Source organism: Glutamicibacter halophytocola (assembly GCF_001302565.1).
Classification (GTDB): Bacteria; Actinomycetota; Actinomycetes; order Actinomycetales; family Micrococcaceae; genus Glutamicibacter; species Glutamicibacter halophytocola.
Map to the genome: position 1 here is coordinate 1,636,083 of NZ_CP012750.1, position 26,121 is coordinate 1,662,203.

General features: G+C 53.3%; 24 protein-coding genes. 19 read left to right on the forward strand and 5 right to left on the reverse strand.

Features of this window, described 5'->3' with window-relative positions; genetic code table 11:
* Nucleotides 1-107 precede the first annotated feature (107 nt).
* Together coaD and galU are read left to right on the forward strand one after the other, a co-directional pair.
* Nucleotides 108-575 (forward strand): pantetheine-phosphate adenylyltransferase, encoded by a 468-nt coding sequence (coaD, locus tag AOZ07_RS07510; protein WP_060701437.1) that lies wholly within the window; start codon nucleotides 108-110, stop codon nucleotides 573-575.
* 92 nt (nucleotides 576-667) lie between these two features.
* Entirely contained in the window at nucleotides 668-1,567 is a 900-nt protein-coding gene (gene galU / locus AOZ07_RS07515; RefSeq protein WP_060701438.1) for a UTP--glucose-1-phosphate uridylyltransferase GalU, read from the forward strand.
* Between the two features lie 220 nt (nucleotides 1,568-1,787).
* On the opposite strand, the gene AOZ07_RS07520 is transcribed toward galU, so the two are convergent.
* Nucleotides 1,788-2,507 (reverse strand): SGNH/GDSL hydrolase family protein, encoded by a 720-nt coding sequence (locus tag AOZ07_RS07520; RefSeq protein ID WP_060701439.1) that lies wholly within the window; start codon nucleotides 2,505-2,507, stop codon nucleotides 1,788-1,790.
* A gap of 615 nt (nucleotides 2,508-3,122) precedes the next feature.
* Between AOZ07_RS07520 and AOZ07_RS07525 the strand changes: the two genes are divergently transcribed.
* The 9 genes from AOZ07_RS07525 to AOZ07_RS07565 all read left to right on the forward strand — a co-directional run bounded on the left by AOZ07_RS07525 (nucleotide 3,123) and on the right by AOZ07_RS07565 (nucleotide 14,639).
* On the forward strand, nucleotides 3,123-4,193 hold the full coding sequence (locus tag AOZ07_RS07525; protein ID WP_060701440.1) for an LCP family protein: 1,071 nt from the start codon (nucleotides 3,123-3,125) through the stop codon (nucleotides 4,191-4,193).
* Nucleotides 4,194-4,329: 136 nt separating this feature from the next.
* Nucleotides 4,330-5,178: an ABC transporter permease gene (locus AOZ07_RS07530; RefSeq protein ID WP_060701441.1), complete on the forward strand. Its 849-nt coding sequence runs from the start codon at nucleotides 4,330-4,332 to the stop codon at nucleotides 5,176-5,178.
* 10 nt (nucleotides 5,179-5,188) lie between these two features.
* Nucleotides 5,189-6,046 carry an ABC transporter ATP-binding protein gene (locus tag AOZ07_RS07535; protein WP_084793388.1) on the forward strand — a complete coding sequence of 286 codons (858 nt, stop codon included), beginning with the start codon at nucleotides 5,189-5,191 and terminating at the stop codon, nucleotides 6,044-6,046.
* Between the two features lie 7 nt (nucleotides 6,047-6,053).
* The gene (locus AOZ07_RS07540) at nucleotides 6,054-7,091 is read left to right on the forward strand and encodes a glycosyltransferase family 2 protein (protein WP_060701442.1); all 1,038 of its coding nucleotides are present in this window, start codon (nucleotides 6,054-6,056) and stop codon (nucleotides 7,089-7,091) included.
* A complete protein-coding gene (locus tag AOZ07_RS07545) occupies nucleotides 7,088-7,909 on the forward strand; it encodes a CDP-alcohol phosphatidyltransferase family protein (RefSeq protein ID WP_060701443.1) in 822 nt (273 codons plus the stop codon). The genes AOZ07_RS07540 and AOZ07_RS07545 overlap by 4 nt, the downstream gene beginning before the upstream one ends.
* Before the next feature lie 40 nt (nucleotides 7,910-7,949).
* Nucleotides 7,950-8,840 (forward strand): glycosyltransferase family 2 protein, encoded by an 891-nt coding sequence (locus AOZ07_RS07550; RefSeq protein WP_060701444.1) that lies wholly within the window; start codon nucleotides 7,950-7,952, stop codon nucleotides 8,838-8,840.
* A gap of 241 nt (nucleotides 8,841-9,081) precedes the next feature.
* The gene (locus tag AOZ07_RS07555; RefSeq protein ID WP_060701445.1) at nucleotides 9,082-9,543 is read left to right on the forward strand and encodes an FAD synthase family protein; all 462 of its coding nucleotides are present in this window, start codon (nucleotides 9,082-9,084) and stop codon (nucleotides 9,541-9,543) included.
* Nucleotides 9,544-9,591: 48 nt separating this feature from the next.
* Nucleotides 9,592-10,866 carry a CDP-glycerol glycerophosphotransferase family protein gene (locus tag AOZ07_RS07560; RefSeq protein WP_060701446.1) on the forward strand — a complete coding sequence of 425 codons (1,275 nt, stop codon included), beginning with the start codon at nucleotides 9,592-9,594 and terminating at the stop codon, nucleotides 10,864-10,866.
* Between the two features lie 260 nt (nucleotides 10,867-11,126).
* Nucleotides 11,127-14,639 carry a CDP-glycerol glycerophosphotransferase family protein gene (locus AOZ07_RS07565; protein ID WP_194943832.1) on the forward strand — a complete coding sequence of 1,171 codons (3,513 nt, stop codon included), beginning with the start codon at nucleotides 11,127-11,129 and terminating at the stop codon, nucleotides 14,637-14,639.
* A gap of 76 nt (nucleotides 14,640-14,715) precedes the next feature.
* Here the strand turns inward: AOZ07_RS07565 and AOZ07_RS07570 are convergent, their stop codons facing one another.
* Nucleotides 14,716-15,930, reverse strand: a complete 1,215-nt coding sequence (locus AOZ07_RS07570; protein WP_060701448.1) for a CDP-glycerol glycerophosphotransferase family protein — start codon at nucleotides 15,928-15,930, stop codon at nucleotides 14,716-14,718.
* Nucleotides 15,931-16,067: 137 nt separating this feature from the next.
* Complete coding sequence (locus AOZ07_RS07575) at nucleotides 16,068-17,303, reverse strand: CDP-glycerol glycerophosphotransferase family protein (RefSeq protein WP_060701449.1); 1,236 nt, start codon at nucleotides 17,301-17,303, stop codon at nucleotides 16,068-16,070.
* Nucleotides 17,304-17,693: 390 nt separating this feature from the next.
* Here AOZ07_RS07575 and AOZ07_RS07580 point away from each other — a divergent pair, with 390 nt between their 5' ends.
* From AOZ07_RS07580 to AOZ07_RS07615, 8 genes are all read left to right on the forward strand, one after another.
* Complete coding sequence (locus tag AOZ07_RS07580; RefSeq protein ID WP_060703364.1) at nucleotides 17,694-18,257, forward strand: YceD family protein; 564 nt, start codon at nucleotides 17,694-17,696, stop codon at nucleotides 18,255-18,257.
* 2 nt (nucleotides 18,258-18,259) lie between these two features.
* A complete protein-coding gene (gene rpmF, locus AOZ07_RS07585; protein WP_060701450.1) occupies nucleotides 18,260-18,463 on the forward strand; it encodes a 50S ribosomal protein L32 in 204 nt (67 codons plus the stop codon).
* Nucleotides 18,464-18,487: 24 nt separating this feature from the next.
* Nucleotides 18,488-19,165 carry a ribonuclease III gene (gene rnc / locus AOZ07_RS07590; protein ID WP_060701451.1) on the forward strand — a complete coding sequence of 226 codons (678 nt, stop codon included), beginning with the start codon at nucleotides 18,488-18,490 and terminating at the stop codon, nucleotides 19,163-19,165.
* A gap of 11 nt (nucleotides 19,166-19,176) precedes the next feature.
* Complete coding sequence (mutM, locus tag AOZ07_RS07595) at nucleotides 19,177-20,097, forward strand: bifunctional DNA-formamidopyrimidine glycosylase/DNA-(apurinic or apyrimidinic site) lyase (protein ID WP_060701452.1); 921 nt, start codon at nucleotides 19,177-19,179, stop codon at nucleotides 20,095-20,097.
* Between the two features lie 1,269 nt (nucleotides 20,098-21,366).
* Entirely contained in the window at nucleotides 21,367-21,936 is a 570-nt protein-coding gene (locus tag AOZ07_RS07605; RefSeq protein WP_171920154.1) for a DUF4190 domain-containing protein, read from the forward strand.
* Nucleotides 21,937-22,315: 379 nt separating this feature from the next.
* Entirely contained in the window at nucleotides 22,316-23,182 is an 867-nt protein-coding gene (locus tag AOZ07_RS07610; protein WP_075972445.1) for an alpha/beta fold hydrolase, read from the forward strand.
* Nucleotides 23,183-23,741: 559 nt separating this feature from the next.
* Nucleotides 23,742-23,903: a hypothetical protein gene (locus AOZ07_RS18760; RefSeq protein WP_194943833.1), complete on the forward strand. Its 162-nt coding sequence runs from the start codon at nucleotides 23,742-23,744 to the stop codon at nucleotides 23,901-23,903.
* A gap of 63 nt (nucleotides 23,904-23,966) precedes the next feature.
* Nucleotides 23,967-24,269 carry a hypothetical protein gene (locus tag AOZ07_RS07615; RefSeq protein ID WP_060701455.1) on the forward strand — a complete coding sequence of 101 codons (303 nt, stop codon included), beginning with the start codon at nucleotides 23,967-23,969 and terminating at the stop codon, nucleotides 24,267-24,269.
* Here the strand turns inward: AOZ07_RS07615 and AOZ07_RS07620 are convergent.
* Together AOZ07_RS07620 and AOZ07_RS07625 are read right to left on the reverse strand one after the other, a co-directional pair.
* A complete protein-coding gene (locus AOZ07_RS07620) occupies nucleotides 24,266-25,111 on the reverse strand; it encodes a sulfurtransferase (RefSeq protein WP_060701456.1) in 846 nt (281 codons plus the stop codon). The genes AOZ07_RS07615 and AOZ07_RS07620 overlap by 4 nt on opposite strands.
* Nucleotides 25,112-25,258: 147 nt before the next feature.
* Entirely contained in the window at nucleotides 25,259-26,074 is an 816-nt protein-coding gene (locus tag AOZ07_RS07625) for a serine hydrolase domain-containing protein (protein ID WP_060701457.1), read from the reverse strand.
* Nucleotides 26,075-26,121: the final 47 nt, after the last annotated feature.

The window sequence follows — 26,121 nt, forward strand, 5'->3', positions numbered from 1 at the left end:
CATTATGGACGTGCCACAGTTAAATGTTATTCATTGAGTCGACGAATCGTTACGGGACATTCACCGAAGTTCCAACAATCGGCGCCAATCCTTGATAAGTTCAATTCATGCGAAGAGCAGTATGTCCCGGTTCCTTTGACCCGATTCACAATGGTCATGTCGAAATCATCGCGCGCGCGGCCAGCCTTTTTGACGAGGTGATCGTAGCGGTATCCACCAACTACTCGAAGAAATACCGCTTTAGCGAAGATGAGAGAGTGGCCATGGTCGAGGAAACCGTGGGCGGACTGCGCGGCGTCAGCGCAATTCCGATGGACCAAGGACTATTGGCCGAGTTTTGCAAAGAGCACGGAGCCGAGGCAATCGTGAAGGGGCTTCGAAGCACGGTCGACTATGCCTACGAAATCCCAATGGCCACGATGAACCGGCACTTGACCGGTGTCGAAACCGTATTTCTGCAGGCTGATTCCCGGTATACGCACTTGTCGTCGTCGCTTCTCAAGGAAGTGCAATCGCTGGGCGGAGACGTCGCGGAATACTTTCCGCGCGCCGTCATGAAAAGGCTGATGCGCTGACCGCATCTCAATATAATTTGTAATTACACAGGGTAGATATAAGATGAGACCCTTGAAAGTTCCCTCAAACCAACTCGGACGGTTTTCCTAATATGAATCAACGGGCCATCACCAAGGCAGTCATTCCAGCCGCAGGACTCGGAACTCGATTCCTGCCAGCAACCAAGGCAATGCCGAAGGAAATGCTGCCGGTAGTCGATAAACCTGCAATTCAGTACGTCGTGTCCGAGGCAGTAAAGGCAGGATTCACTGACTTGCTGATGGTTACGGGTCGTAGCAAGCGAGCATTGGAAGACCACTTTGACCGTGTTCCTTCGCTGGAGTACTCGCTGGAAGCCAAGGGTGACAAGAAGAAACTGGACGCAATCCACGAAGCTACCCACCTCGGCGATATTCACTACGTTCGCCAGGGAGATCCCAAGGGGCTCGGTCACGCAGTCCTTTGCGCCAAGCAGCACGTCGGAAACGAGCCATTTGCAGTGTTGCTCGGTGACGACCTGATAGACGAGCGCGATGAGCTTCTTTCAATCATGGCCGACGTGCAGCGGAAGACGGGTGGCTCGGTCATCGCATTGATGGAGGTGGAGCCGCAGCAGATCAGCGCCTATGGTTGCGCTGATGTTTCAGCTGTCGAAGGCGAAGAATTCGTCAAGGTCAATGGTCTGGTAGAAAAGCCTGCCGTAGACGAGGCGCCTAGCAATTTGGCAATTATCGGCCGCTACTTGCTTCACCCGCGCGTCTTTGAAGTCCTGGAGCACACCGCCCCAGGTCGTGGCAACGAAATTCAGCTCACTGACGCTTTGCAAGTATTGGCTTCCGCTGAAGGCGAAGGCTCCGGCGTTCACGCAGTTGTATTCCGCGGTCGCCGCTACGACACGGGCGACAAGCTCAGCTACCTGCAGGCCAACATCACCCTCGCAGTAGATCACGAGGATCTTGGCGCCGGCCTGAAGGCTTGGCTGAAAGATTTCGTTGCTAAGATCGACGATTAATTAGGCACGGACTGCTTCGACAGAAATTCTGGCAGCCTTTGTCCCCAAGCTTTTTGCGGTTTTTATAAAGTGATGGCGACCTAGTTCTAGAACTAGGTCGCCATTGTTGTCTCGAAACGAGACGTTCTGCTCTGGATTGAGATCATCTTCAAGAATCGGTGTCGGGTCCTATGCGAGCGGGATGCCCTCTGGTGACATCAGAATTGTGCCCGCCCCTAATTTAGGATGCGGGCAGGGATAATCCCTTGATGATTTTTTTGGCTATAGCCAGATGCCCTTGCGTGTTGGGGTGGAACAAGTCGGACTTCCCCTTCCACGTCTTCGTTCCTCGCGGCCCGCGATTATGGGTATTTGTGTAAAGGTCTGACAGCGGAATGAAGATTCCACTGTTTTGTGCGCAGGTTTCTTTGATGATGGTATCCAGATCCTGCGCGATTTTAGTTTCTGGACGGTACCAGACTCCCAAGCAGACGAATTCTACTGAAGGGGAGTGGGCCTTGATCCTTTTCAGATAATTCTGGTACTCCTTGCGAAAGGCAACGGTCGGTGTATTGCCACCGGCGTCATTGGTGCCCAGCTCGATGATTGCGAGATCAAGGTTCTTGGGCATGGTTTTGCTATGGGCGATGTAATTCAACTTCGCTCCAGATTTGGCCACGGTTGTGATGGACTGGGTTCCGGTCGTCCTGAGCCTCCGTGACGTGATGGCGCGGAAGCTTTGAGGTAGTAGCCGTGCGTCGCGGCCAACACTGATCGAGTCCCCTGCAAACAGCACCCGGTCAAAATTATTTGCCCCGGAAGGATGTGTGGGTGATGCGCTCGGAGTTGCATCGACAGCGTGGCTGTTAGCCGAGACGATGCCTTGGATAGCGGGAACAAGGGTGACAGCCAATACAACGAACAGCACAAGTGCAAATGCTGCTTTTTGTCGGATTGACATTTTTCTATCCCTATTTACGTCAGGCACGTTCGGATCTCGCTTCAAGATGCATGGGTGTTTGTCGATTGCTCAAAGTTTAACGGGTGGACCTGCTAATCCGTGGCCGGCTGTGAAGTCCTAGGTGTGAGTCCCATCGCTGAAGAGTCAGACTGCATATTCTTGAATCCAACTCATCGAAGTTTGAAAATGGCGACTGACCAAGCAGACCAAGAATCTGCGACGTGGATCTCTGAAGGCATGCTCCGGTTACTATACTCGCCACTGTCGGCCGCAGTAGATGCTCCTCTTTGCGGACCGCGCGAAGTGGAAGCTGCAGATCCGGGTTAGAAAGCCGGGTGGTTGCCCCTCGCATGGCTCCGGAGAAAATGTGCTCCCACTTATCGATTCTGATTCAATTGCGTATTTTACGAGGGAATAGATTTCTGAATATATTCACCGAATTTAGCGGCACCATCTAACCTAATTTTCTATGCCTCTAATCGCGTGGCGCTTATCACTCTGGTTTCCGGTCAATGCACTCAGCATAATCACAAGTAGCCTATGTATGCTTGCTCTTTGCGTGAAGTCTCCCGGATAGTCCGTTGGCTTCAGTTTGGTAGCCCGGGTGGAGATGATTTGAAACACGAAGAACCTGAAGAATTCTTATTTGCGTCTCGAAGCGCGCGTAATGAAGTTGAGCGAAAGAGGAAGAAGCGAACGAGAAACATAGTTGTCGCCGTGGTGGCGGCAATGCTGGTTTGCGTACTTGGCGCTGGGTATTTCGTCTTTGACCTCCAGCGGCAGTTCAATTCCAAATCCAACTCGCTGGCCCTTGGATTTTCTGACGCTGATCAGGAAGCGCGCCCAGTGAAAGACCCCGACGATAAGTCGATGAACATTCTGATGCTCGGTGTTGACCATGCAGCGGATGACAGTGACGGTTCTGCCGCACTGAGCGGAGCCGTGGAACAGCGCAGCGATTCGATGATGCTGGTGCATATCCCAGAAGACCGCTCACAGGTCTACGTCATGTCCATGGTTCGCGACATGTACGTGGATATTCCTGGATACGGGAGCAACAAGTTGAACGCTGCCGTATCGCTGGGTGGGGTTCCGTTGTTAATGCGGACGGTTGAAGGCCTCTTTGACACCAAAATCGATCATGTCGCCATGGTTGATTTTGAGGGATTCAAGGAACTATCAACTGCACTCGGGGGAGTCACTGTAGACAATGACATCCCGTTCACTGCTAACGACACCGACTATTTCTACCCAGTTGGAAGCATTGAGCTCGAAGGCGACCGCGCACTGCGCTTCGTTCGCGAACGCAAATCTTTTACCAATGGCGATTACCAGCGAGTAGCCAACCAGCGTAAGTTCATCGCCGCAGCTGCAAATAAACTTCTTTCGTCTGACACCCTCACCAACCCGGTGAAGCTGTACGACATTGTCGACACCGTGTCGCCGTATCTGACATTCGACGAAGACTTCGATGCGGCCACCCTCGTCGGGCTCGGATTGCAGCTCAAAAATGTCGATACTCAGAACATGGCAATGTTCACCATGCCCACCGCCGGAACATCGATGACTGCTGACGGTCAGTCCATTGAATTAGCTAGCGAATTGGCGATTGCCCAAATTGGTGAAGCGCTGCGGACAGACACGATGCAAGAGTATCTGGAAGAGAATCCTCCCGAAACAGAGTAAACACTGTGATCGGTGTGACAAATGCGTGGATGCACCTGTCGAATCACGTGGATGACGGATCCTATCTACTAGACTTTGAACATCTGTGCTTACTAACCAAGCGACAGTTGGCATTCGAGAATGAGGACTTTTGAGCATGACAGTTGCAGAGGAGGCCGACAAGTTCGGCTTGCACCGTGTAGGTGCGCGTCCTTCGTTGGGCGACTATCTGAGGCAAACTTGGGAGCGTCGTGAGTTCATTTATGAATTAGCGAAAGCTCGAGTTCAGAAGCAGAATCAACAAAACCGTTTGGGAATGCTCTGGGTAGTTCTCAAGCCAACCATGATTGCAATCATGTATGGCGTGATTTTTGGTGTCTTGCAAGGCGACAAAAAAGCTGCAGATTTCCCGGTTTTCGTGATTATCGGTGTCTTCCTCTTTGAGTTCTTCACCAGCTCGATGAATGGCGGGGCAAAGTCGATCACAGGCAACTCCGCCTTGGTTCAATCCCTTTCATTTCCGCGCCTCAGCTTGCCGGTTGCTCAGATCACCCAGAACTTGCTGACTCTGATGCCAATGGTTGCCGTCATGTTCATATATTCGATGATTCTGGGCACAACGCCAAAGTGGTCATGGTTCGGGATCATTCCGCTCATTGCAATATTCAGTGTTTTCAACATGGGTGTTGCCCTCATTTGTGCCAGGATCACGGTCCACGTGCGGGACTTCACGCAGATTCTTCCGCTGGTCACACGCATGCTTTTCTACACCTCCGGCGTCCTCTTCAGCGTCGATCGAATTCTCAGCCACTGGCCGTGGCTGGTAACCGTCTTTGATTTCCACCCGCTGTATCAGACACTGCAGCTAGCGCGAGGGATGATCATGGACAATGCTGAATACGATCCGATGGGCTGGGTCGTTGTAATTGTCTGGTCTCTTCTGATTCTTGTCGTGGGACTTATTTTCTTCTGGAAGGCTGAGGAGCGTTACGGCCGTGCCAATTAGTTTTGATGATCTGATCAACCCCGGGTTGCACCCTGAATATGAACCCGCACCGATTTTTTCTGACGATACGTCCTTCATCGATGTCGTTAAGCCGGAAGACATCAAGTCTTCCACGCTGACCGTTGATGAATCCCGTACGCCGGTAGTCATGGTGGACAACCTGCATGTTAAATACCAGGTGTTCTCCAGTGGCAAAGCGTTGGGCAATGCAGGTGCGCGGAGGCTACTGCAGCCAAAGATGCGTGGCGTGCGTACGGTACATGCGCTCAAGGGTATTTCCTTCGTTGCCTACGAAAATGAATCCATTGGCATCATCGGTTCCAACGGCTCGGGTAAGTCGACGCTATTGCGTGCAATCACCGGACTGACGCCTCCTGCGGCTGGATCGGTCTATGCGCGTTCGCGCCCGAGCCTTCTGGGCGTCGGCGCTGCCCTGATTCCGGACCTCTCTGGCGACAAGAACATCACCTTGGGCGGTCTGGCCTTGGGATACAACCGTGAGCAGGTCGAACATATGCGTGAGGAAATCACCAAGTTTGCCGAGCTGGAAGAATTTATCGACCTGCCCATGCGGACTTACTCCTCAGGAATGGCTGCACGTCTGAAATTCGCCATCGCAGCTTCCAAGGAACACGACATCCTTATTGTCGATGAAGCCTTGGCAGTGGGCGACGCGAAGTTCCGCAAGCGCAGTGAAGCCAAGATCCGTGAAATTCGCGAGAATGCCGGCACCGTGTTCCTGGTTTCGCACTCAATGAATTCAATCAAGGAAACCTGCAATCGGTGCATCTGGATTGAAAAGGGTGTCCAGAAAATGGACGGCGACCCGGACACCGTGATCAAGGCCTACCAGAAGCACAAGAAGTAAGAGACGAATGACTGAATTCCCCGGCGTATCCTACGTCATGCCAGTGCTGAACGAGGCCGACTACCTGGAAGAGGCTGTCAACTCGATTCTCACCCAGGACTATGACGGAGAAAAGGAGCTGGTTATTGCGCTCGGTCCGAGTACCGACGACACCGATGCTGTTGCGCGCCGCCTGGCTGAAGCGGACTCCCGCATCACCCTGGTTGACAACCCCAAAGGCCGTACGCCGATTGCGCTGAATTTGGCAATCAAGGAGTCAATACATCCGATCATCATGCGCGTAGATGCGCACAGCGAGCTTCCATCCAACTACACCCGTCGTGGGGTAGAGACGCTGTATCGCGTCGGAGCCCACGATGTTGGCGGGCTGATGGACGCTCGGGGCCGTACAACAGTACAACGGGCCATCGCAGCGGCCTACCACTCCAAATTCGGTTTTGGTGGCCCCGCGTATCATTCTGGTGCTCCCGAGGGCGAAGCTGAGTCCGCTTATCTAGGAATCTTTCGCCGCGAAGTGTTTGACGAGGTCGGCTTTTACGACGAGAACATGTGGCGTGCCCAGGACTGGGAGCTCTGCCTTCGAATTCGCCAGGCTGGCCACAAGGTGTGGTTCGACCCTGAACTGAAGGTCGGTTACTACCCGCGCGAGAACTTCAAGGCCTTGGCACGGCAGTCCTATGCTTCTGGCACGTGGCGCGGTGAAATCGCACGTCGATTCCCGGAAGGAAAATCGCTGCGGCATGATATTCCGCCCCTGCTTCTTGCCGGAGTGGGTCTCGGGTCGATTGCCTTGATCGTTGCGCCCTTGACCAAGGATCGCGCACCCCGTGCCCTTCAGTCCCTGATCAATGTTGCCGCTTCGGCGCCGCTCGTCTATGTGGCGGCAACGATGGCTGCTGGCTTTGCTTCCAAGGGCGAAGGGCTCAAGGAGAAACTCCTTACCGCTGGCGCGTTCCAATCAATTCATCTTCCGTGGGCCGCCGGGTACCTCAAGGGGCGCATCTTTGGCGCCGGCGGAACTTTGGATAAAGGCCGGGTCAAGTGACTGTCGACCGCCCAAAGAATCCGACGCTGGACCAGCTCCGAGCTGTCTGCCAGCCACCTGAGGTGAAAGCTCGGAAGAACGCTGAACACTGGACCGCCGAACTCTATCTTCGGCATATTTCCATTTACCTGACGGCAGTTTTGGTCAGAACACGCATCACGGCTAATGGAGTCACCGGTTTGATGATCCTTGCCGGCTGGTGCATGTCGCTTGCGCTACTCATACCGGGTATTTGGGGTCCTGTTCTCGCGGTTGTCTTGTCGCAAGTCCAGCTGTATTTAGATTGCTCTGATGGCGAGGTGGCGCGGTGGCGCGCCTCCCAGTCGCCACGTGGAATCTTCATCGATATGGTGGGGCACCATACGACGGAAGCCTTGATTCCCATTGCGCTGGGTTACCGGGTGTTCAAAGAACTCTCGGTCGACGGCGCGATGAGTGCACAGGCATGGCCTGTCCTGTTCATGGGTGCTTGCTTGTCTGTCCTGCTGGTCCTCAATCGTTCGCAGTCCCTGATGGTCCACGCTGCTCGGGGCATGGCTGGTTTGCCGAAGCTTCCGGATACTGCTGCCGCGCGAGCTGTCTCTACCGCGACTGCTATTGGACGTTTACGCGCGATGGCGCGATTCCTTCCATTCCACCGTTTGCTGCATGCTGTGGAGCTGAGCTTGCTCATTCTCCTGTGCTCCATCATTTCGGCCATTGCAGGGACGCCAGGGCTGGCGGAAAAGTGGATGATATGGATTCTGCTTCCCGCCTGCGTATTGGTGAATATCGGGCACTTCTTATCAAATATGGTGTCTTCGCGGTTGAAAGCGTAAAGCTTCGCTATCGCAACTAAACAAACGGAAAGGGCAGAGCATGGATAATCGACTCGCTCCAACAATCGGCGTTGTCGTATTGACCATGGGCAATCGCCCGGTAGAACTGCGTCGTGCGTTGGATTCGCTGCTCGCGCAACGGGACGTCGTCATCAATGCGGTAGTTGTTGGCAACGGTTGGGATCCAACCGATATCCCTGAAGGTATCAAGACCCATTTCCTGCCTGAAAACCTCGGCATTCCTGCCGGAAGAAATGCCGGCGTGGCTCAAGTCGAGGGGGAGTACCTTTGCTTCCTCGATGACGATTCGTGGTTTCTGGACGACGATTTCTTAATTACTGCCGTAAACCGTTTTAAGAAGTACCCGAGGATGGGGCTGCTCCAGCCTCGCATCACCGATCCTGAACACAGTGATCAGAATCCGACTCGCTGGATTCCCCGGTTGAAGAAGCGCACCGCGGAAGAACCAAGCCGCGTCTTCCACGTCGGAGAGACCTGCCTCGTGACAACCCGCGAGCTCTTTGACCTCACCGGCGGTTGGGCCGGTGGGTTCTGGTATGCGCACGAAGGCATCGAACTTGCCTGGCGTATTTGGGACACTGGAACGTACGTCTGGTATGCCGGCGACATGCGTATCGGACACCCTGTAGTGGACCCGCGTCGGCATGAAGAGTTCTATCGGCTTAACGCCCGCAATCGTGTTTGGCTTGCTCGCAGGAATTTGCCTGCACCGTTCACCTGGATCTACCCGACAACGTGGATGCTCATTGAATGCCTGCGAATGCGCAAGAAACCCAACGCAGTCAACCAGTACTTGGCTGGTTGGAAGGCGGGTTGGAAGGGAAGCCCGTGGTATCGGGAACCACGCTCGAAGCTGCGTTGGATAACGGTGCTTCGAATGACTCTTTCGGGACGTCCACCGATTATTTGACCGCTGCTGTTCAAGCGGAAAGGATGATCGCCGGAATATCGGTCGGTCAGAATCGGTTTAGCCGATCGAGTGGACTACCGCTAGGCTAGCTGGTAGGTAAACAGAAGATTAACGCTTATCGGACTACTGGCGCGATAATTAGTGTGTACCCACAAAGAACAGCGATTGCACTGTTCTTCCAGTACACCAGCTAGAGCGGCCATTCAATTGCCAGAAATAGACTTTGCAGAAGGAAATTCAAATGACTAAGACCGTGTTGACCTATGGAACCTTCGACTTGTTCCACATTGGGCACCTGAACATCTTGAAGCGTTTGAAAGCCAAGGGTGACCGCTTGATCGTCGGTGTCTCCACCGACGAATTCAACGCGATCAAGGGTAAAAAGCCGGTAGTGCCTTTCGAACAGCGTCTTGAAATCGTCCAGGCCATCGAGTACGTTGACCTTGCTATCCCGGAAGAGAACTGGGAGCAGAAGCGCCTTGATATCAAGAAGTATGATGCCAAGGTCTTCGGAATTGGTGAAGACTGGAAGGGCAAATTCGATGACCTCGGTGACGAAGTAGAGGTGGTCTACCTTCCGCGTACTTCGGGAATCTCAACCACTGAGATGAAGCGCGTGCTGAGCGAATTTGATGAACGCCATGTCCAGTCCTTGAAGAGCACTTTGGATACGCTGAGCCAGATTGTCAAGGAACTTAGCTAAGCGAAGTTTCTGACTGCAAGCATTTGTAATACCTTATTGAAAGATCTCATGTCCAACGAGTACTTCAGCAGTTCAATCAAAGGCAGCATTAAGTCCCTATTGCGCATGGTTGGGCGTCAGCCCGGAGCTAAGCGACTTAATCGGGCCATGGGCTTTGTCAACCGACCCGTTGGAGCAAACGTTGGCGTGTCCAATATCCAGCTTCCTGGATCTGTTGCCGTGTACTTTGGAGACGGTGCCGACAAGATTTATCAGGTTGCCCAGTGGCTGCCCGTTCTTGAAGAGCTGCATCAAAAAGAAGAAGTTCTACTGGTGTTCCGCACGCTCGGCGCCTTTAAGGCTGCCGGAAAGCTGACTGCCCTTCCCAAGGTTTTCGTTCGACGATTCTCGGACCTCATGGACGTTTATGATGACAATGAATTAAAACTTGTTATTTACGTTAACAACTCTCGCAGTAATTTCCAGTCCTTGGATCACCCGCGACTGGTGCATGTACACGTGAACCATGGCGAGAGCGACAAGCTTTCGATGGTCTCCAATAAGGCCAAGGCTTATGACAAAGTATTTGTCGCTGGCCCGGCAGCTATCAAACGGCATCAGACCATGCTGATTGATTTTGATTACAACAAGTTGCTTGTGACAGGGCGCCCCCAACTTGATATTGACTTCAAGTTGGAGCTATCGCCAAGCGATAAATTGGATGTAATGTATGCGCCGACGTGGGAAGGCGAAAACGAAGATAATAACTATACTTCGTTGGATAAATATGGTGTCGCTATAGTCGAGGCGCTGCTTGAAAACCCACTGTGGCGGGTCATTTACAAACCGCACCCTCGCATTCAGTCCAGTACTACTCCAGGTATTGCTCAAGCGCATGCACGCGTTCTGGAGCTGCTCAAGACTGCGAATGATGCCGGGGCGAAACACGTAATTTCTGAGCAGGGCAATATCTTGGCCATGTTCGACTCGACTGATGCTCTGATTACTGATGTTTCAAGCGTTGGCCTGGATTATCTTTATCTTCACCCGGACAACCCCTTGGTCATTTCCGATCGTCGTACCAACCGGGAAATTCTTCACCGCGATGCTCCTGTCGCGCAGTCGTGCCATATTGTAGACGCGGATAGTGTAAAAAATATTCAGGACTTGCTAACCAGTGCGCTGACGCATGACGTGCATAAGGAGCAGCGCCTTGAGATGCGGCAGTTCTATTTTGGAGATCTTAATCGAGGCGATTCAACGACGCGCTTCCAAAACGTGATTCAAGAATTAATCAGTGAACGCCAGGGCAAGCTGCAGAGCTTCCGGGGCTGGCATAGCTAGTTCGCCCCTTGTACTACCGCCCAGGCTGCTGATGATTTCACTTCCGCAGCCATTGGATCGCTACTCCGTTTAATCAAGTATCCCTGGAGTCGACTCCAAGACTATTTTCAGGTTAGCAGTGGCATTTCAACGCTGTTTGAGTGATGACGAGGGGTAACCTTGTTCAGTGGATCACATGGCCGGTAGCCAACGCACTAGGTTGTTGGTGACTTTCCCATGCTATTAGGGCAAGAACGGCTAAAATAATGAAGGATTTATTCGTGCCAGTTGAGATTCGATCTGTGCAAGATCTAGCGCAGTCTGCAATGCAAAGTTTGCGTACCCGCCGGTTGAAGCACAAGAAGTACCGCTATTACCCGGGATACCAGCAACTGGATCTCTCTGTTCGTGGGGAAACACTTCATATCGACGCGCGCGTGGAGCATCGAGTGCGATCGGTATCCGTACTCCACGGCAACCACATTGTCTCTTCTGTTGAGCCACTTTCATCGGCTTTAGCCAACAAAGCGGACGGTGAATTGCGCCAAATCCACGCAGAAATGGATCTGACCTCGCTTCTTGAGCAATGGCATGAGTATCGCGAGCGTTCATCTGCGGACGAAGAGCCTGAATTCACTGAAACTGATGCCGACGAAGCCGAAGACAACTCGGTCACATTAGAAGATGACCGGTATTCCGGTACGGTTCGCCTTGCTCTTACTTTCAGTGCGGATTTTGATGCTTTGCCATCTGGCATTGCGTGGTTGCAGCTGTCTGAAGGCGGAGAACTAGTTCGCCGAAGAGAAGTTCGGAGGCAAATTGAAGCCGGCGAGGTCACTCTCAGCGGCCCGGTAATTGCTCATCGAATATTGGGGCGATTCGCATCAACCACGCTTGGTGACGACCCGGTATACATTTCGGGTGAACGCAGCGTAGGGCTATATATCAACAAGAAGGCCGAAGTGGCTTTGGGCCTGAACCGTCCACTAAGGTTTAATCACCGCATTCGCACTGACATCACCCAGGTTCGAGATGGCAAGTTGTCATTGGGCGGCGTTTTGGAAACCCAGAGCGATCGCCTTACTGAGGTGACTCTGCACCTTGTGGGGCGTAAGTCGGACTTCTCCGTTGAGTCGCCAGTTATGCTGTCTTTTGACGAAAAGCTTGCAGCAAAACGCTTTGGACGTGCTATCTATAATTGGTCTGCATCTGTGGATTTCAAGTCAGTCGACTGGAGCAAGATCGACCGCGGAGATAACTACGATCTCTATCTTTTGGCGTCATCCAATTCAAGCAGTGAAGTCTCGCGAATACGCGTGACACGAACTCCCTTTGGCGTTCGGTCTACAACGCGTGCCGATACTTTGACGGTAGGCGACAAGACACTAGCCATATCTCCATATTTCACCTTCAAGGCCAAATCGACATCACTCATTCTGGAAGTTTTCGACAAGGATGCGTTCGCCGTGCTTGCCGAGACCAAGCAACGCAGTTTCCCAGATGACCAGAGCCTAGGCTCCAAGCCAATATGGATCGTTGGCGAACTGTCCTATAAAGCGCAGGATAACGGGCTGCACTTGTTTAAGTATCTGCGAAGCGAGCGTAAAGACATTGATGCTTACTACGTGATCGATGAAAATGCTCCGGATCTGCGGAATTTTGACTCCTTGGACCACGTCGTATTTCATGGCAGCAAGGAGCATTTTGAACTAGCTATTCGTTGCCAGCGTTTTATTGGGACTCATCACGCGGATTACCTGTTCCCAACCAGGCACCATAGCTTCTCCTCACGTTGCAGGGCCACACGAGTATTTTTGCAGCATGGCGTCATGGGGACTAAGTGGATGGTTCCCAACTACGGAAAGAACTCTCCTGGTTTTGCCACGGACCTCTTCATGGTCTCGTCAGAACGCGAAAAGCAATACATTGTCAATGATTTCCAGTACTCGCCGGACGAAGTCAAAGTTACGGGGCTGTCCCGCTTTGACGCGTTGCTTGCCGACGACCTTGCGGTCAACGAAAACATGCTGCTGATAATTCCGACGTGGCGAGACTGGTTGCAGAATGAAGAAGTTTTTCTTGAATCAGAGTATCTAGATCAATGGAAAAACTTGCTGAATTCGCCGGAGCTTCAGGCACTTGTTGAAAAGCACGGATTAGAAGTCGTCTTTTGCTTGCACCCTAATATGATGCAATTCAGGGAACACTTCGATGGCGCCCCGGCTCGATTGATAGTCCAGGGTGAGATTGACGTTCAGGAGCTTATCAAGACTTCTGCGATTATGGTTACCGATTATTCATCGGTGAATTTTGACTTCAGTTTCCTGCATAGGCCGGTTCACTACTTCCAATTTGATCGCGCGCGCTTCCTCGGTCCAAAAGGTTCCCACTTGAATCTTGATGAAGAATTGCCGGGGCGTATTGCCTTTGACGCTGAGACGTTGTTGAAGGATCTTGCGCAAACCTTGGAACGCGGCAAGAGCATGGAGGAAAAATACCGCAATCGTGCAGACGTCTTTATGACGTATCGGGATCAAAATAATTCGCAACGGGTAACAGAGGAAATTGAGAAAGCAGAGTTGCGGAAAAACTCTGGCATCGGCTGGCGCGCCGAATTACCGGTGAAGTTGAAAAACAGGTTCCGACGAAACAAGCGCTATTTCGACGTCATGCGCAGGCTATTCAAGCTCTACAAGCTTGCTCCCATGGATGACGACCTGATCGTATTTGAGTCAGGACTTGGGCGACAATATGGGGATTCACCGCGATACATTTACGAGGAATTGATTCGACAAGGCGATACTCGTCGTAAGGTCTGGGTTTATTCAGGAAGACACCGATTCACGGATCCCTTGACCACCACAGTCAAGCGACTGTCTCCCGAATACTTCTGGTACCTAGCCAGGGCAAAGTACTGGGTGAATAACCAGAGCTTCCCGCATTATGTGCAGCGTCGTTCCAAGGGAGTGTTCTTGCAAACTTGGCATGGAACTCCACTCAAGCAGATGGCCCTCGACATTCGAGAAGTTCATGGTCGCGACGAGGGGTACCTGGAGCGAGTTACAAGGGCAACGCGTCAATGGACGCATCTCATTTCGCCCTCAAGATACACCAGCGACATCATGCGATCTGCATATGCTTTCTCAGGTGAAGCTGTGGAGGTTGGGTATCCTCGAAACGATATCTTGACAAGCCAAGACGTTGTGGACCGTGAGAGAAATATTCGCGATGAGCTCGCTATACCGCCCGGGGTCAAAACCGTCCTATATGCTCCGACGTTCCGCGACGACGCTGCCTCAGGCCGTGGCAAATTCAGGTTTGATTTGCCAATGGACTTGGATGAGTTTGATATGCGCTTCGGCGAAGACACGATCCTCTTGCTGCGTATGCATGTGTTGGTATCGAACGCAGTTAGTATTCCGGAACACCTGAGGCATCGCATCATCGATGTTTCGCGGCATCCAGATATCCAGGAACTGTACTTGGCATCCGATGTGCTCATAACGGATTATTCATCGGTGTTTTTTGATTATTCGTTGTTGCGTCGACCAATAATCTTCTACGCATACGATTTGGAGAACTACCGGGACAACCTTCGCGGTTTCTATTTGGATTACGAAAGTGCTCTGCCGGGGCCAATCGTTGAAAACGAAAGTGACCTTTGGAGGACACTAGCCTCGGCCTTGGCCGGTGAACCCCTAGCCGGTGTGGACCGTGAGGAGTTCATAAAGAAATTTGCTCCTCATGATGACGGGTTTGCATCACAGCGTGTCGTGGAGCGTTTCTTTAAATAGGAAGGCTTGGCCAACTGCCAAAACGACGTGGTGCCGGACCTCTCAAAGGTCCGGCACCACGTCGTGTTAAAGCCGACTAGCGGCCAGCTTCGCTATGCTTTTCGACTAATGCAAGAGATTCGGAAATGAATCTTTGCATGCTGGAACCTGGAGTAATGTCGCCAAAGTAATAGTTGACCAACTCCTGTTGCCGGAAGCTTTGATCGGCTAAGGCATCACGTGCCGAGCTGGCGAAATCTTTTATTTCATTCGCCTTCAACGTTGGGACTTGTGCGAGCGCCGGAGAGTCAACGAGGCTGGCATCTTCCGACACGGGTTTCGTTACGTACAGTAGTTTTCCGGTGGCCAAAAAGTCATAAGCAATGGCCGATATATCAGTGACGCAGGCATCGGCAACCGACCATTGCCAACCCCAATGGGCCGAATCGTCGAAAAAGAACTGAGCTTCCGAGTCTTCGTTAGTTGTGCTCAGTTGCATTTTTATTCGTTCTAGAGCTTGCCGGTAAGCTTTTGAGTTCTGGCCCGAACGTGGGTGCGGACGAAAAATAATGTTGAATCCGCCGTCTCTGGTCAGCTCGTCAATCAGCTGTTCGCCATGAGAAAGCACCGATCCGTAATTCATGGACGGCCTGTCGCCTTCCCACGTTGGAGCGTAGAGTATCGTCGGCAGTTCGTTGTTTAAATCTATTGGTGACTCATAGTGAACATCAATTTGTGGACGGCCAACTAAGCGGCAGCGCGTTGACGCGTCGAAATTTCGCAAGTGCTTTTGCAGGCGGTCATGGGCAGCCTGGCCAGCTGAAAAAACGTAATCGTAGGCCTTGAGCTGGTTGGACCACATGTACGCTTTTTCGCTTTCACCATGGCAAATGAATACATGGTCAGGAGAATTGAAACGCATGATTTGGAAGTTGCGGATATTTTGATTCACATAGAACACCACACGCAGATCCTGGGACTGTACTAGTCGCTCAACATCCTCAATTTTTGGCGCAAAGTGAATCGGCAGAGGGCATTCTTTGAATAAATGCATGGCGGCGTCAGGATTTCGCACGATGAGTACTACAGGAACAAACTCGGCTAAGGCGAGAAGCGGCTCGTACCATTGCCTGATCTGATATGCATTGACCATCGCATCGGGAAAGTGCAACGCGACTTTGTACCTGTCCGCACCGCCAGGTAGTTTGCGCAGCTCTGCAGCGTGATCGCGAATGAATTCTAGTTGTTTTCGAGTAGCAAGACTCGTATGGATTTTATTGATGATCCTATTGACGGTTCGATCTATGTTCATAAAAGTTCCTTCACCACGAAAACTGACGCAAGAGTTAAGCATAATTTGCCGGATCTTATTTCTCGGGGCCCATGTTCTCAGTACTTGCGTCGGGTGCAGTCTTGTCAAAATTTCTAATCGCCAATGAGATCTTAGGATCAAGCGGCTTTTTTCAGCGGTAGCTGTTCTGCCTGTACATCCCCTACAACTAGCTTGAGGGACTCGGTGATGAACCGGCGCATGCTGGCGCCTGCAGCCACATCTCCAAAGTAGTATTCAACGACTTCGTGCAAGTCCATATTATTTTCCGTGAGAGCGGAACGAATGAGCGTTGGCGCATTTTCTGAGGCGTCTGCGCTCAGAGAGGGCACCCTGGCCAAGGCCGGTGAATTCTGAACCGTGGCTTCGCTAGAAGCTGGTCGGGTGACATACATTGGCTTGCCCGTTGCCAAAAAGTCGTAAGCGACTGCCGAGATGTCGGTGACGCAAAAATCCGATGTGCTCCATTGCCAACCCCAATCAGTGGTGTCGTCAAAGAACAGCTGTGCGCTCGAAGCGGCATTGGCCTCTGCCAGCTTACGGCGAATTCTTTCTACAGCCTTTCCATAGGCTGCAGAGTTCTTGCCAGACCGAGGGTGCGGGCGGAAGATCAAATTGAACCCGCCGTCACTGATGAGTGCATCGACCAGTTGCTCGCCATGTGAAACTACAGACCCGTACTGCATTGACGGGCGGTCGCCCTCCCACGTTGGCGCATAGAGCACCGTGGGTAAGGCTGGGTTTGGGGAAAAAGGAGCCACGTATGAAACGTCAATCTGCGGGCGTCCAATGAGGCGAGTTCGTTCATGGACATCGAAATTGTGCAATTGCGAGGTGAGGCGGTCACGTGCAGCCTGACCAGCGGAAAATACGAAGTCGTACGCCTTCAACTGGTTGGACCACATGTAGGACTTTTCACTCTCACCGTGGCAGATAAAGACATGCTTAGGTTCATTGAAACGCAACATCTGGAAATTTTGAATGTTCTGGTTTACATAGAACATCAGGCGCAAGTCTTGAGAACCAACGAGGCGCTCAAGGTCTTCAACCGTTGGGGCGTAGTACACAGGCAACGGGCATTCATCGCGCAAAGCCAAAGCGGTATCCGGGCGACGAGTGATGACAGCTATTGGCATGAAATCGGCCAGTTGCTTCATAGGTTCGTACCACTGGCGGATTTGATACGCGTTGACCATCTCGTCTGCGAAATACAAGGCGGCCTTATAGCGGTCTTCGCCAACCGGAGCGTGGAGTAGATCTGTGGCATGACGCTCGATGAATTGACGCTGCTGCTTATCAGCAAGACTTTGACGGGCACGCTTTGCCACCCTTTGCAGGGTATTCAATAGCTTCATCTCAGATCCTTTGCCGATAGTAACTGCACCGTTCTCACAAGCATAAGATCAAGATCTAGTTAAGGGCTGTTTACATGCCTTGAAACGCCCATGAACCTAGGTAATTTTAAGGTTATGACCTAAATTCGCACAGGTAAGCCCACTGGCAGGCGGTCAAAAACAGCTTTTCGGCCCTTCGAGCCAGATGCGCATGGACTTCATTTTGAATCGCGCTACGATATGTTGTGGTGAGTGCAACACCAACGGGAGGGTTCTATAACTGGTTTCAGTTTGGGATCTTGGGTTGTGGCAAGCTAAGATGAAATGTCGGACTATGTTTTAGTAGGAGTCATCATTAGCGAAAAGCGTTCTGATCGATCGCCACATGGCGCACTCGATCGCAACTCGCCTCTGGTTTTTTCAACCAGGGATCTCGGCCGTTCGCCGGGCTCAATGGAGATTCTCAACGAGCAGGTTCCGGCACCCGCAGATGTGGGAAATGCACTCATCGGCATTCGTGGAGGATCTGAGCTTGACTTAGATCTTCGCCTTGAAGCCGTGCATGAAGGAATTTTGGTATCGGGTACCGCTACAGCGCAAATTGCTGGGGAATGTGGACGATGCCTGGATTCCATCGAGTACGACTACGAGGCTGATATTCAGGAGCTCTTCTACTATGAAGAGAGCGAAGAATTCGAAGACGATGATGATGTGGATCAGTATTGGGTAATCGGTGACTTGATTGACATCGATCCGGTATTACGGAGCGCAGTGGTTACCGCCCTGCCGTTCCAGCCGGTTTGCCGGGAAGATTGCTTGGGGCTCTGCAATGAATGCGGAATCAACCTCAACGAAGACCCTGAGCATCACCATGAGATTCTGGATCCACGTTGGGCAGCGCTAGCGCAGCTGTCCGACAATGTCGCAGAGGATGCGGCAACAAATAAAACGTCAGACAAGAGAGAAGAGAAGTAGTCGTGGCTGTTCCAAAGCGGAAGATGTCCCGTGCGAATACTCGTGCCCGCCGTTCTCAGTGGAAGGCTACCGCACCGAGCTTGGTGAAGACCGTTGAAAACGGTCGCGTAACCTACAGCCTGCCTCACCAGGCTAAGGTTGTCACCGACTCGGCTGGTACCGAATTGTTCCTTGAGTACAAGGGTCGCAAGGTCGCAGACGTCTAAGACATGTCTTCTAAAGAAGAACTTATGAAACGTCTCGGAATCGATATTGATTCCGAGACGTTTCGTCTTGCATTCACCCATCGCTCGTATTCATACGAGAACGGTGGCATTCCAACGAACGAACGCCTTGAATTCCTCGGCGACTCGATCCTTGGCTTCTGCGTTGCGGAATACCTCTACGCAAAATTCCCGGATCTGCCCGAAGGCGATCTCGCAAAGCGCCGTGCTGCCATTGTCAGCACCCGTGCCCTGGCGATGATCGCTCGCGATCTGGAAGTCGGAGAGCACTTGCTGCTTGGACGCGGGGAAGCCCAATCCAACGGTGCCAACAAGTCCTCCATTTTGGCTGACACCATGGAGTCGATTCTTGGTGCCACCTACCTGGTACAGGGGATGGACGCCGCACGAGCCTTTGTGCTGCGCTTTGTCACCCCGCTGCTAGAGGATCCCCGGCTGATTGGAGCCACAACCGACTGGAAGACTGTTATCCAGGAAGTCGTTGCCTCCCGCAAACTTGGCGAGCTTCGTTACCAGGTCACCGGATCCGGCCCGGACCACGCCCGCACCTACATTGCTGTACTGCAAATTGGCGACGAGGGATACGGGCAGGGACATGGTCCCTCGAAAAAAGAAGCTGAGCAGGAAGCTGCCCACCAAACGTGGTTGCAGTTCAATCCTGGCGAGCAAGTACCCAAAAGCTAAGCGCCACCCAGATGCCTGAACTGCCAGAAGTGGAAGTAGTCCGTCGAGGGCTGGAAAAATGGGTGCGCACGCGACGGATCGAAGCCGTACAGGTGCTGGATCCGCGTTCGGTCAGGCGCCACCTGGATGGCCCGCTCGATTTCGAGCAAACTTTGACAGGCTGCACCATCTCCTCGGTAGTGCGCCGAGGAAAATTTCTCTGGCTAGGACTCGATGGGCTGGATGTGCCGGCGGTCCTCGTCGCGCACCTGGGGATGAGCGGCCAACTACTAGTTGAGCAGCCAGAAGCGGCGGACGAAAAACACCTTAAAGTCAGGTTGTCTCTGGAAGAGCAGCTGGACTATCCAGATGAACTCAGATTTGTTGATCAGCGGATATTCGGCGGGATGTTCCTCTCGCCGCTGGTAGCAACCTCCGACGGGCTGCCGGCCGGGCTGGGGTCCCCAGAACCTGCCATACCCCAGGCTGCCGCGCACATTGCCCGCGATGTCCTTGACCCGAATCGCAGTGCCGAGGACCTCTATCTTGCCCTGCGCCGCCGTACTACCGACCTCAAGCGCGCCATCCTGGACCAGGCAGTCATTTCCGGGGTGGGCAACATCTACGCTGATGAGGCGTTATGGCAGGCCAAGCTGTCGGGATCCCGGAAAACTGCCACGATCAGGCGTCCTGAAGTACAACGGCTCAACGATGCACTGATCGATGTCATGACCCGCGCGCTGGCGGCCGGCGGCACCAGCTTTGATTCCTTGTACGTGAATGTCAACGGAGCCAGCGGCTATTTTGCCCGCTCGCTCAACGCGTACGGACGCGAGGGCAAACCCTGCCTGCGCTGCGCCGAAAACGGGGTGGCCTCGGTGATCCGCCGGGACGCGTTCATGGGGCGCTCGTCCTACACTTGCCCGGTGTGCCAGCCACGTCCGCGGCGCTAGAAGTCAATCTTTCGGACGCGTGGTTTGAACCTCACCCAGCTAGAGGTGGTCTCAACAAATGGTGGTACCGCTTATCACGTCAAGGAGTAGGGCTGTTCTGTTTATTGCTGCTCGGGCCGTTCGCATGTATGTTAGGTACGTGTCAGGCAGGACTGGGCGTATTGTTGACGAACGGTTTCCGTGTGCTTCAGCCATGCCAGAGGTCGTGCGTTTCCCAATTTCCGGGTGTTCCCATTGCTTCGATAGATAAGTGCGTGAGGCTGGGAACTCTTGCAAGAGCGCGGCCAATTGTTCAGACCAATCCGTTCCAGAATCGATGGACTGCAGAACATAGGCAATAATTGCCAGAACGTTCCAAGAACCGAAGAAAACTTTCGCGCTTTCATCTTCCCGCAAGTGGTCGATGGTAGTGATTTGCCCGATTTTTTGGCCTTACTGGGGTCGTTCTGAAGCTTACTGTTGAACAGACGAAAGCGTTGAGCGGCGACATCGCGGATGCAGTTAAGGCTGGCCAGCCAGCTCGTCATGAACATTTTGACCGGGCGCCGAATGCAAATGGGATCTGTACCTTGCCCCGTTGCCACAGGCCGCGGTATAGGACCGTGAAGCGACCCAGTTTTATGTGCTCCAAATGCAGCTGCAAAAAGAACTCTAGATTCCACCTGCAGGAAGTGACATGGAACTATTCAGATGCGAATCGTGCTGGTTGTCCTCCTGCAGGGACTAGCGGCATGGAAGCGGCAAACCTCGTTTTCCGCTCAGCGACATCCCACTGGGGCAGTGCTTCTTGGAGAAGCCCTGTCCTTCTTTACTGCCAGGAGAAATTTCTTCTCAGCCGAGCACCTACTCATGGCTGAGCAACGGCACCGGAAGGCAACCATTAGGGCAAGGTTGATGGGACCGGATATGTCCGCTCGACTTCATCTGATCAGACTCGAACGCCTAGCCTCATCGCCTTGTTTAGCGGGTTTAGCACTATGTGCGTTCGTCCAGTCTCCTAGAATAACTATCCTGGCCGAAGCGTGCGTAGAGGTTTACGTGATTACAGAAAAGCTAACCAAAGATTTTCTATTGATCTTCTTCTTCGCCATGGAAATCGAGTCGAGCTAAACACACCGCTTTGATTTCTTGCTGACAATTTTAGCCCAGCATGAATATTCGACGCAGATCGTTCTTCTAAAGATTAGATTTTTATTGGCATTTCAAATAAACTGCAGCTCTGTAGATACATTTCTTCGTCTACATTCATCACTCATTCAAGGAGTTCACTTGACCATGTCACCATCTGGCTCTGCGCCATTAGATCCGCGTAATGGATTCGGCGTTACAGCTCTTGTCCTCGGAATCATCGCCGTTATTTTCTCATTCATTCCTCTCGTGGGAATAGTCTCCTTCTTCGTTGGCGGACTAGCCGTAATCTTCGGTATTATTGGTCTCACGCGAAAGAATCGGGCAAAAGGTCTGTCTGTTGCAGGTCTAATCCTCGGGGCTGTAGGAATCATCATTGCTGGAATTGTCACTGCGACAACTGCTGCATTTGTCAGCAGCGTTGATGAGGAAATGAACAAAGAAGCCACAGTCGTATACAAGGCAACTTCAGAAAATAATGCGACAGTCATGTTCGGGGCGACAAGCGGTACGTCCAACGAGGATTTCAAGGGTAAATGGGAGCAAGAAACCACCGTCACCGGGTGGGACGCAACTTCCCTCATTGTAACCAGTGGCGATTACACTACATCGCAGAAGGTTTCCTGCGAGATCATCATTGATGGGGAGAGCGTGGCCAAGCAGTCCGGAACCGACAATGTCAGCTGCACGGCGGATACCATCTCCAAGTAGCAGCACCAACGAAAAGCAGCCCGATCCCATTCAGGACTTCCCGAATAGGATCGGGCTGCTTATTTCTGCCTCGTCTTTGTTGCGTAGAACTTCGGTATTCGAAGCATAATTCCAGTGCATCACTTGCTTGGGGAATCCAGGAAAGCGAAAATGCAGGACCCGTTGGATTAGCGTTGGTAGGAATGCTTGCTGCAATTATCGGCCTGTAACTGGGCTATTTATGTGTCCTCAAAGAATCAATGCTAATGCTGCCGCCAATGCTGGTATTGCTATTACCAGGCGCAGTCAGGATTATTATCGGCGTCAGCGCGGAATGGCATTCAGACAGGAAAGCGCGCCAATCTCCTTGTGCAAATGGGACGGATGCTAGCATTTAAAAATGACCGTTATACCCGATTCCTCGCCCGTTGTCCTGTTGCATGGCTGGCCAGTCACGGAGAATCACTGGCGGCACTTGGTGCCAGTTCTCGGCAAAGCAGGGTACAGCATCATCCCAATCACTTTGCCTGGACTCGGAGCTGCACCAGAAGGATCTCAGAGCTTCCGAAAAACAGACCTCGCCATGTGGGTTCGTAACGAACTGGCACGACAAGGAATTACACGATTCGCCCTGATTGGGCACGACTGGGGTGCCACAGTGGCCGCCCTACTAGCTGCGGAACTGGGATCCGCGGTGACCGCGCTCGTCGTAGAAGAAGAAATCCTACCGGGAATCGACATCGACATCCCCGCCCCAGGGCGAGACTACTACCCGACTTGGCACGGCTCATTCAACAGTGTGCCTGGACTTGCCGACCACCTTGTGCCCACAAACGAAGCTGTCTTTTACGGAGAGTTTCTTGCGCAAAGCGCAGGGCCACCGAGGCTAGATGACGAAGCAGTTAATTCATACATCCAGGCCTATTCTCGATCGGGCGTCTTGGAAGCGGGGCTCAGCTACTACCGCACCCGGAGCGGTGATGTCGCCGACGTCCGAGGGCTGCTGACCGGCCCTTTGATGAAGACCCCGGTACTCGCCATAGGAGGAAGATATGCGATGGGATCTGCCGTTGCCGAAGGCATGCGATTGCTGGCCACAAATGTAAACGGTCTCGTTTTCAATAGCTCTGGTCACTACCCCCTGGAACAAGAACCCATCGAAACCTCGCAGGCGATTCTTGCCTTCCTGCACCGCTATCACTCGACGGAAAAACATGGTCTTTCTACTAAGCCCACTATGCTGTCTCGCTTGAAAACAAGCGACTAGCAGTCACTTAAATTTGTCCATCCCTCACCGAAGATCAATCCGGTGAGGGCTGGCTGCGAGTTTTGCGCCAAGAGAAGGATTTCTCCTTTTCCCATGAACCTCCGTTTCCCCCAAAAAAATGGAAGTCCGGCGTGAAACTTAGACATAGACTACCCCTCGTATCCAAACTCAGCGACGCTTTACACGGGTGAGTCCTCTTTCGGCGTGAGCAGCCATTGGCCCCTTTGCCCGAACGGTGAGTGAGTGGGGAGAAGTTTCTTTGTGTCTAGACGAGGTAGAACAAAGGCTGGTCGGCAATATGCCACTGCGAAATATCACCGGTCAATCCGCAAATTCGTGCCCCCAAGAATGAATTCGTGCTGGTGAGCGGCTAGGAATCCCAAATGCTGGAGAGTCGCCTACATAACGAATTAACTACCGCACTCGGCGCGAGGATGGGGCGACCCGCCGCGTGTGTTCAACGTCTGTGGGTATTACACCTAGGTCACCACGTCATTTGGCTGCTGCGATGGGAAAAGCACGGAAGTCGCTTCGGTGGGCTTGCTTGAAGTCCGCGGGCGTGATCGAGGATGCTTCGACCATTGAAGAAATGTACGCCGTGGCGATCGCCGAAGTGGACTTGGAGCGCAGAATGGCCGGGTCCGAAGGGATTGCCGAGAAACACATCGCGGCGTTGATGGCTACAGCTCAGCACCTGATATTCGTCAGCCGTTCTCACTGACTGGCTGGAGAATCGAAAATATATAAGACAGGGGGACAGCGCCCGGAATGAATGCCGGGCTCAATGCCACGAATCTTCAACGAACGCGAATTGGCTCCTCAATTCTCTCCTAGTGGAAAAATGGCGCAGGCGTTTGAGGAAACGAGAACAACCTTGAAACCTGGATTCGCGGGCGGCACCGCCGACCGCCCGGATCCGACGATGCCGGACGACCTCGCTGGCCTCGCCAGGATGGATGCGACCTGCTATGGCGTGCTCTCCAACATGGGTTTCGGCAGCGGATGGCTTGTCTTCCTAAGAGTTCCTGGAGGTGAACCAGGTTGCTGGCGTTGGCATGAAGTTTTGCCGATGCGGGGGACGACCTAGGACGGGTGCCGGATCGCAGCAGGTAGCGCAGGGTCCCGGCTCCATGCGCTCCAGCTTCCTGGATAGAGCCTGCCCTGTCCAAGCCCGGCATATTCCATCGCCAGCAGGTTGTGGCAGGCTGTCACCCCGGCCCCGCAGTAGCTGACCACGCCGGAGGCATCGACAATGCCCTCGGCTACGAACCTGTCGCGAATTATTTGGGGCGGCTTGATCATTCCGCCGGCCTCGAGGTGATCCCGGCACGGAACATTGATCGCCTCGGGGATATGCCCTCGGCGAGGGTCGGCTTCGGGAACCTTGCCCAGCCGCGGATCGGTTTCGGGTTCCTCGCCGCGGTACCGGTTATTCGGCCGGGCATCGATCAGCACGGCTTCCGAAAGAGCTGCCACGTCCCGGGTGGACAGCAGGGAACCTGCAGGCCACGGCCGGGGAGGGAAAACAGCGGGCCTAGGATGAACCAGAGAGGAGTCCAGAGCGCCTGGATAGGCTTGGATGCCGCCGGATACCACGGCCGCAGGAACCTCGAGCAGCCGCAGCATCCACACCAAGCGCGCAGCGATGACCCCGCCTGCGTCATCGTAGGCGGCCACCGGCCTGGAACCGTCAATCCCGGCTCGGGACATGGCCCGGACGAAATCCTCCGGCGCCGGGAAGGGGCCTCTGCCGGAGTCCTCGGTGATTTCTCCGGTGAGGTCGGCATCGAGATCGACAAATACCGCACCGGGCACATGACCCGTGCGGTAGGCATCAAAACCCGGGCGGTCCCAGTACCAGCGGGCATCAACCAGGACGATTTCTTGGACATGATTTTTGCACCATTGCCAGCTGACAAACGGTTCCATGCGGCCTCACAAATGGCGATAGGACTACGGAAGGTACTGCTGTTGTCCATATTCGACCCAATTCATGTATCCTGCCAAGTCATGTCCACCATGTGGTGACTGAAGGCCTTTCGAATTCAATAGGGGAAAGGCCTTCCTTGAATCGCGTCAGGACAACTGCGAAGCCAGGACCTGCTCATTGAAGGGCGCCCAGGCGTCCACCGCCCACTGGCCGAAATTCTTATCGGTCAGCGTCACGCACGCCAGGCGATGCTCCGGGTCGACCCACAGGAACGTGCCGGATTGGCCAAAGTGCCCGAAGGTGCTGGCCGGATGGTCTTTGCCGGTCCAGTGCGGATTCTTGGTGGAACGAATTTCAAAGCCCAGGCCCCAATCGTTGGGATTCTGCCGCCCGTAACCGGGCAGGATGCCGGACAGGTTTTCAAAATGAACTCGGGTGGCATCGTCCAGTGTTTCCCGGGCCACGATGGTGGGGTTGAGCAACTCGGCGGCGAACTTGGCCAGATCCGCGGCCGTGGACCGGCCATCCTTGGCGCAGCTGCCCGCGATCTTGGTGCAGGCCATGCCCAGCGGCGCAAAAACCGCCTCTTGGGCGTAGTCGGCCATGCTGATCGAGGTCTGCGCCTCAAGGTGCGCGGCAAGCTTCTCGAAACCGGTGTTTGAGTAGCCGCGCTTGGCACCTGGCGCAAAGCGGATGGTCTCGGAATCAAAGTCGTAGCCGGCGGTGTGGGCCAGCAGATGGTGAACCGTGGACCCTTCAGGACCGGCGGGATCGTCAAGGCTGATCGCTTCTTCTTCCAGGGCTACCAGGAAGGTATAGGCACTGAGCAGCTTGGTGACCGATGCCAGAGAATACACGCGGTCCACGTCACCGTGCTGGTCGACCACGCCACCGTGGCCATCAATGACAACGGAAACTGCGTTCGCGGAAGGCCACTGGTCAATCTGGCTCAGAATGCTCATGGAATGATCTATCCCTCGATATTTCTTGATGGTATGTGCGAGCAGAA

What these genes read in the sequence shown, in the direction of transcription:
- rnc (WP_060701451.1), top strand. Translation starts at nt 18,488, where the DNA reads ATGAAACGTCTCGGAATCGATATTGATTCCGAGACGTTTCGTCTTGCA.
- AOZ07_RS07620 (WP_060701456.1), bottom strand. Translation starts at nt 25,111, where the DNA reads ATGGAACCGTTTGTCAGCTGGCAATGGTGCAAAAATCATGTCCAAGAA.
- coaD (WP_060701437.1), top strand. Translation starts at nt 108, where the DNA reads ATGCGAAGAGCAGTATGTCCCGGTTCCTTTGACCCGATTCACAATGGT.
- AOZ07_RS07575 (WP_060701449.1), bottom strand. Translation starts at nt 17,303, where the DNA reads ATGAAGCTATTGAATACCCTGCAAAGGGTGGCAAAGCGTGCCCGTCAA.
- AOZ07_RS07615 (WP_060701455.1), top strand. Translation starts at nt 23,967, where the DNA reads ATGCCACGAATCTTCAACGAACGCGAATTGGCTCCTCAATTCTCTCCT.
- mutM (WP_060701452.1), top strand. Translation starts at nt 19,177, where the DNA reads ATGCCTGAACTGCCAGAAGTGGAAGTAGTCCGTCGAGGGCTGGAAAAA.
- AOZ07_RS07625 (WP_060701457.1), bottom strand. Translation starts at nt 26,074, where the DNA reads ATGAGCATTCTGAGCCAGATTGACCAGTGGCCTTCCGCGAACGCAGTT.
- AOZ07_RS07530 (WP_060701441.1), top strand. Translation starts at nt 4,330, where the DNA reads ATGACAGTTGCAGAGGAGGCCGACAAGTTCGGCTTGCACCGTGTAGGT.
- AOZ07_RS07540 (WP_060701442.1), top strand. Translation starts at nt 6,054, where the DNA reads ATGACTGAATTCCCCGGCGTATCCTACGTCATGCCAGTGCTGAACGAG.
- AOZ07_RS07570 (WP_060701448.1), bottom strand. Translation starts at nt 15,930, where the DNA reads ATGAACATAGATCGAACCGTCAATAGGATCATCAATAAAATCCATACG.
- AOZ07_RS07560 (WP_060701446.1), top strand. Translation starts at nt 9,592, where the DNA reads ATGTCCAACGAGTACTTCAGCAGTTCAATCAAAGGCAGCATTAAGTCC.
- AOZ07_RS07610 (WP_075972445.1), top strand. Translation starts at nt 22,316, where the DNA reads ATGACCGTTATACCCGATTCCTCGCCCGTTGTCCTGTTGCATGGCTGG.
- AOZ07_RS07520 (WP_060701439.1), bottom strand. Translation starts at nt 2,507, where the DNA reads ATGTCAATCCGACAAAAAGCAGCATTTGCACTTGTGCTGTTCGTTGTA.
- galU (WP_060701438.1), top strand. Translation starts at nt 668, where the DNA reads ATGAATCAACGGGCCATCACCAAGGCAGTCATTCCAGCCGCAGGACTC.
- AOZ07_RS07555 (WP_060701445.1), top strand. Translation starts at nt 9,082, where the DNA reads ATGACTAAGACCGTGTTGACCTATGGAACCTTCGACTTGTTCCACATT.
- AOZ07_RS07550 (WP_060701444.1), top strand. Translation starts at nt 7,950, where the DNA reads ATGGATAATCGACTCGCTCCAACAATCGGCGTTGTCGTATTGACCATG.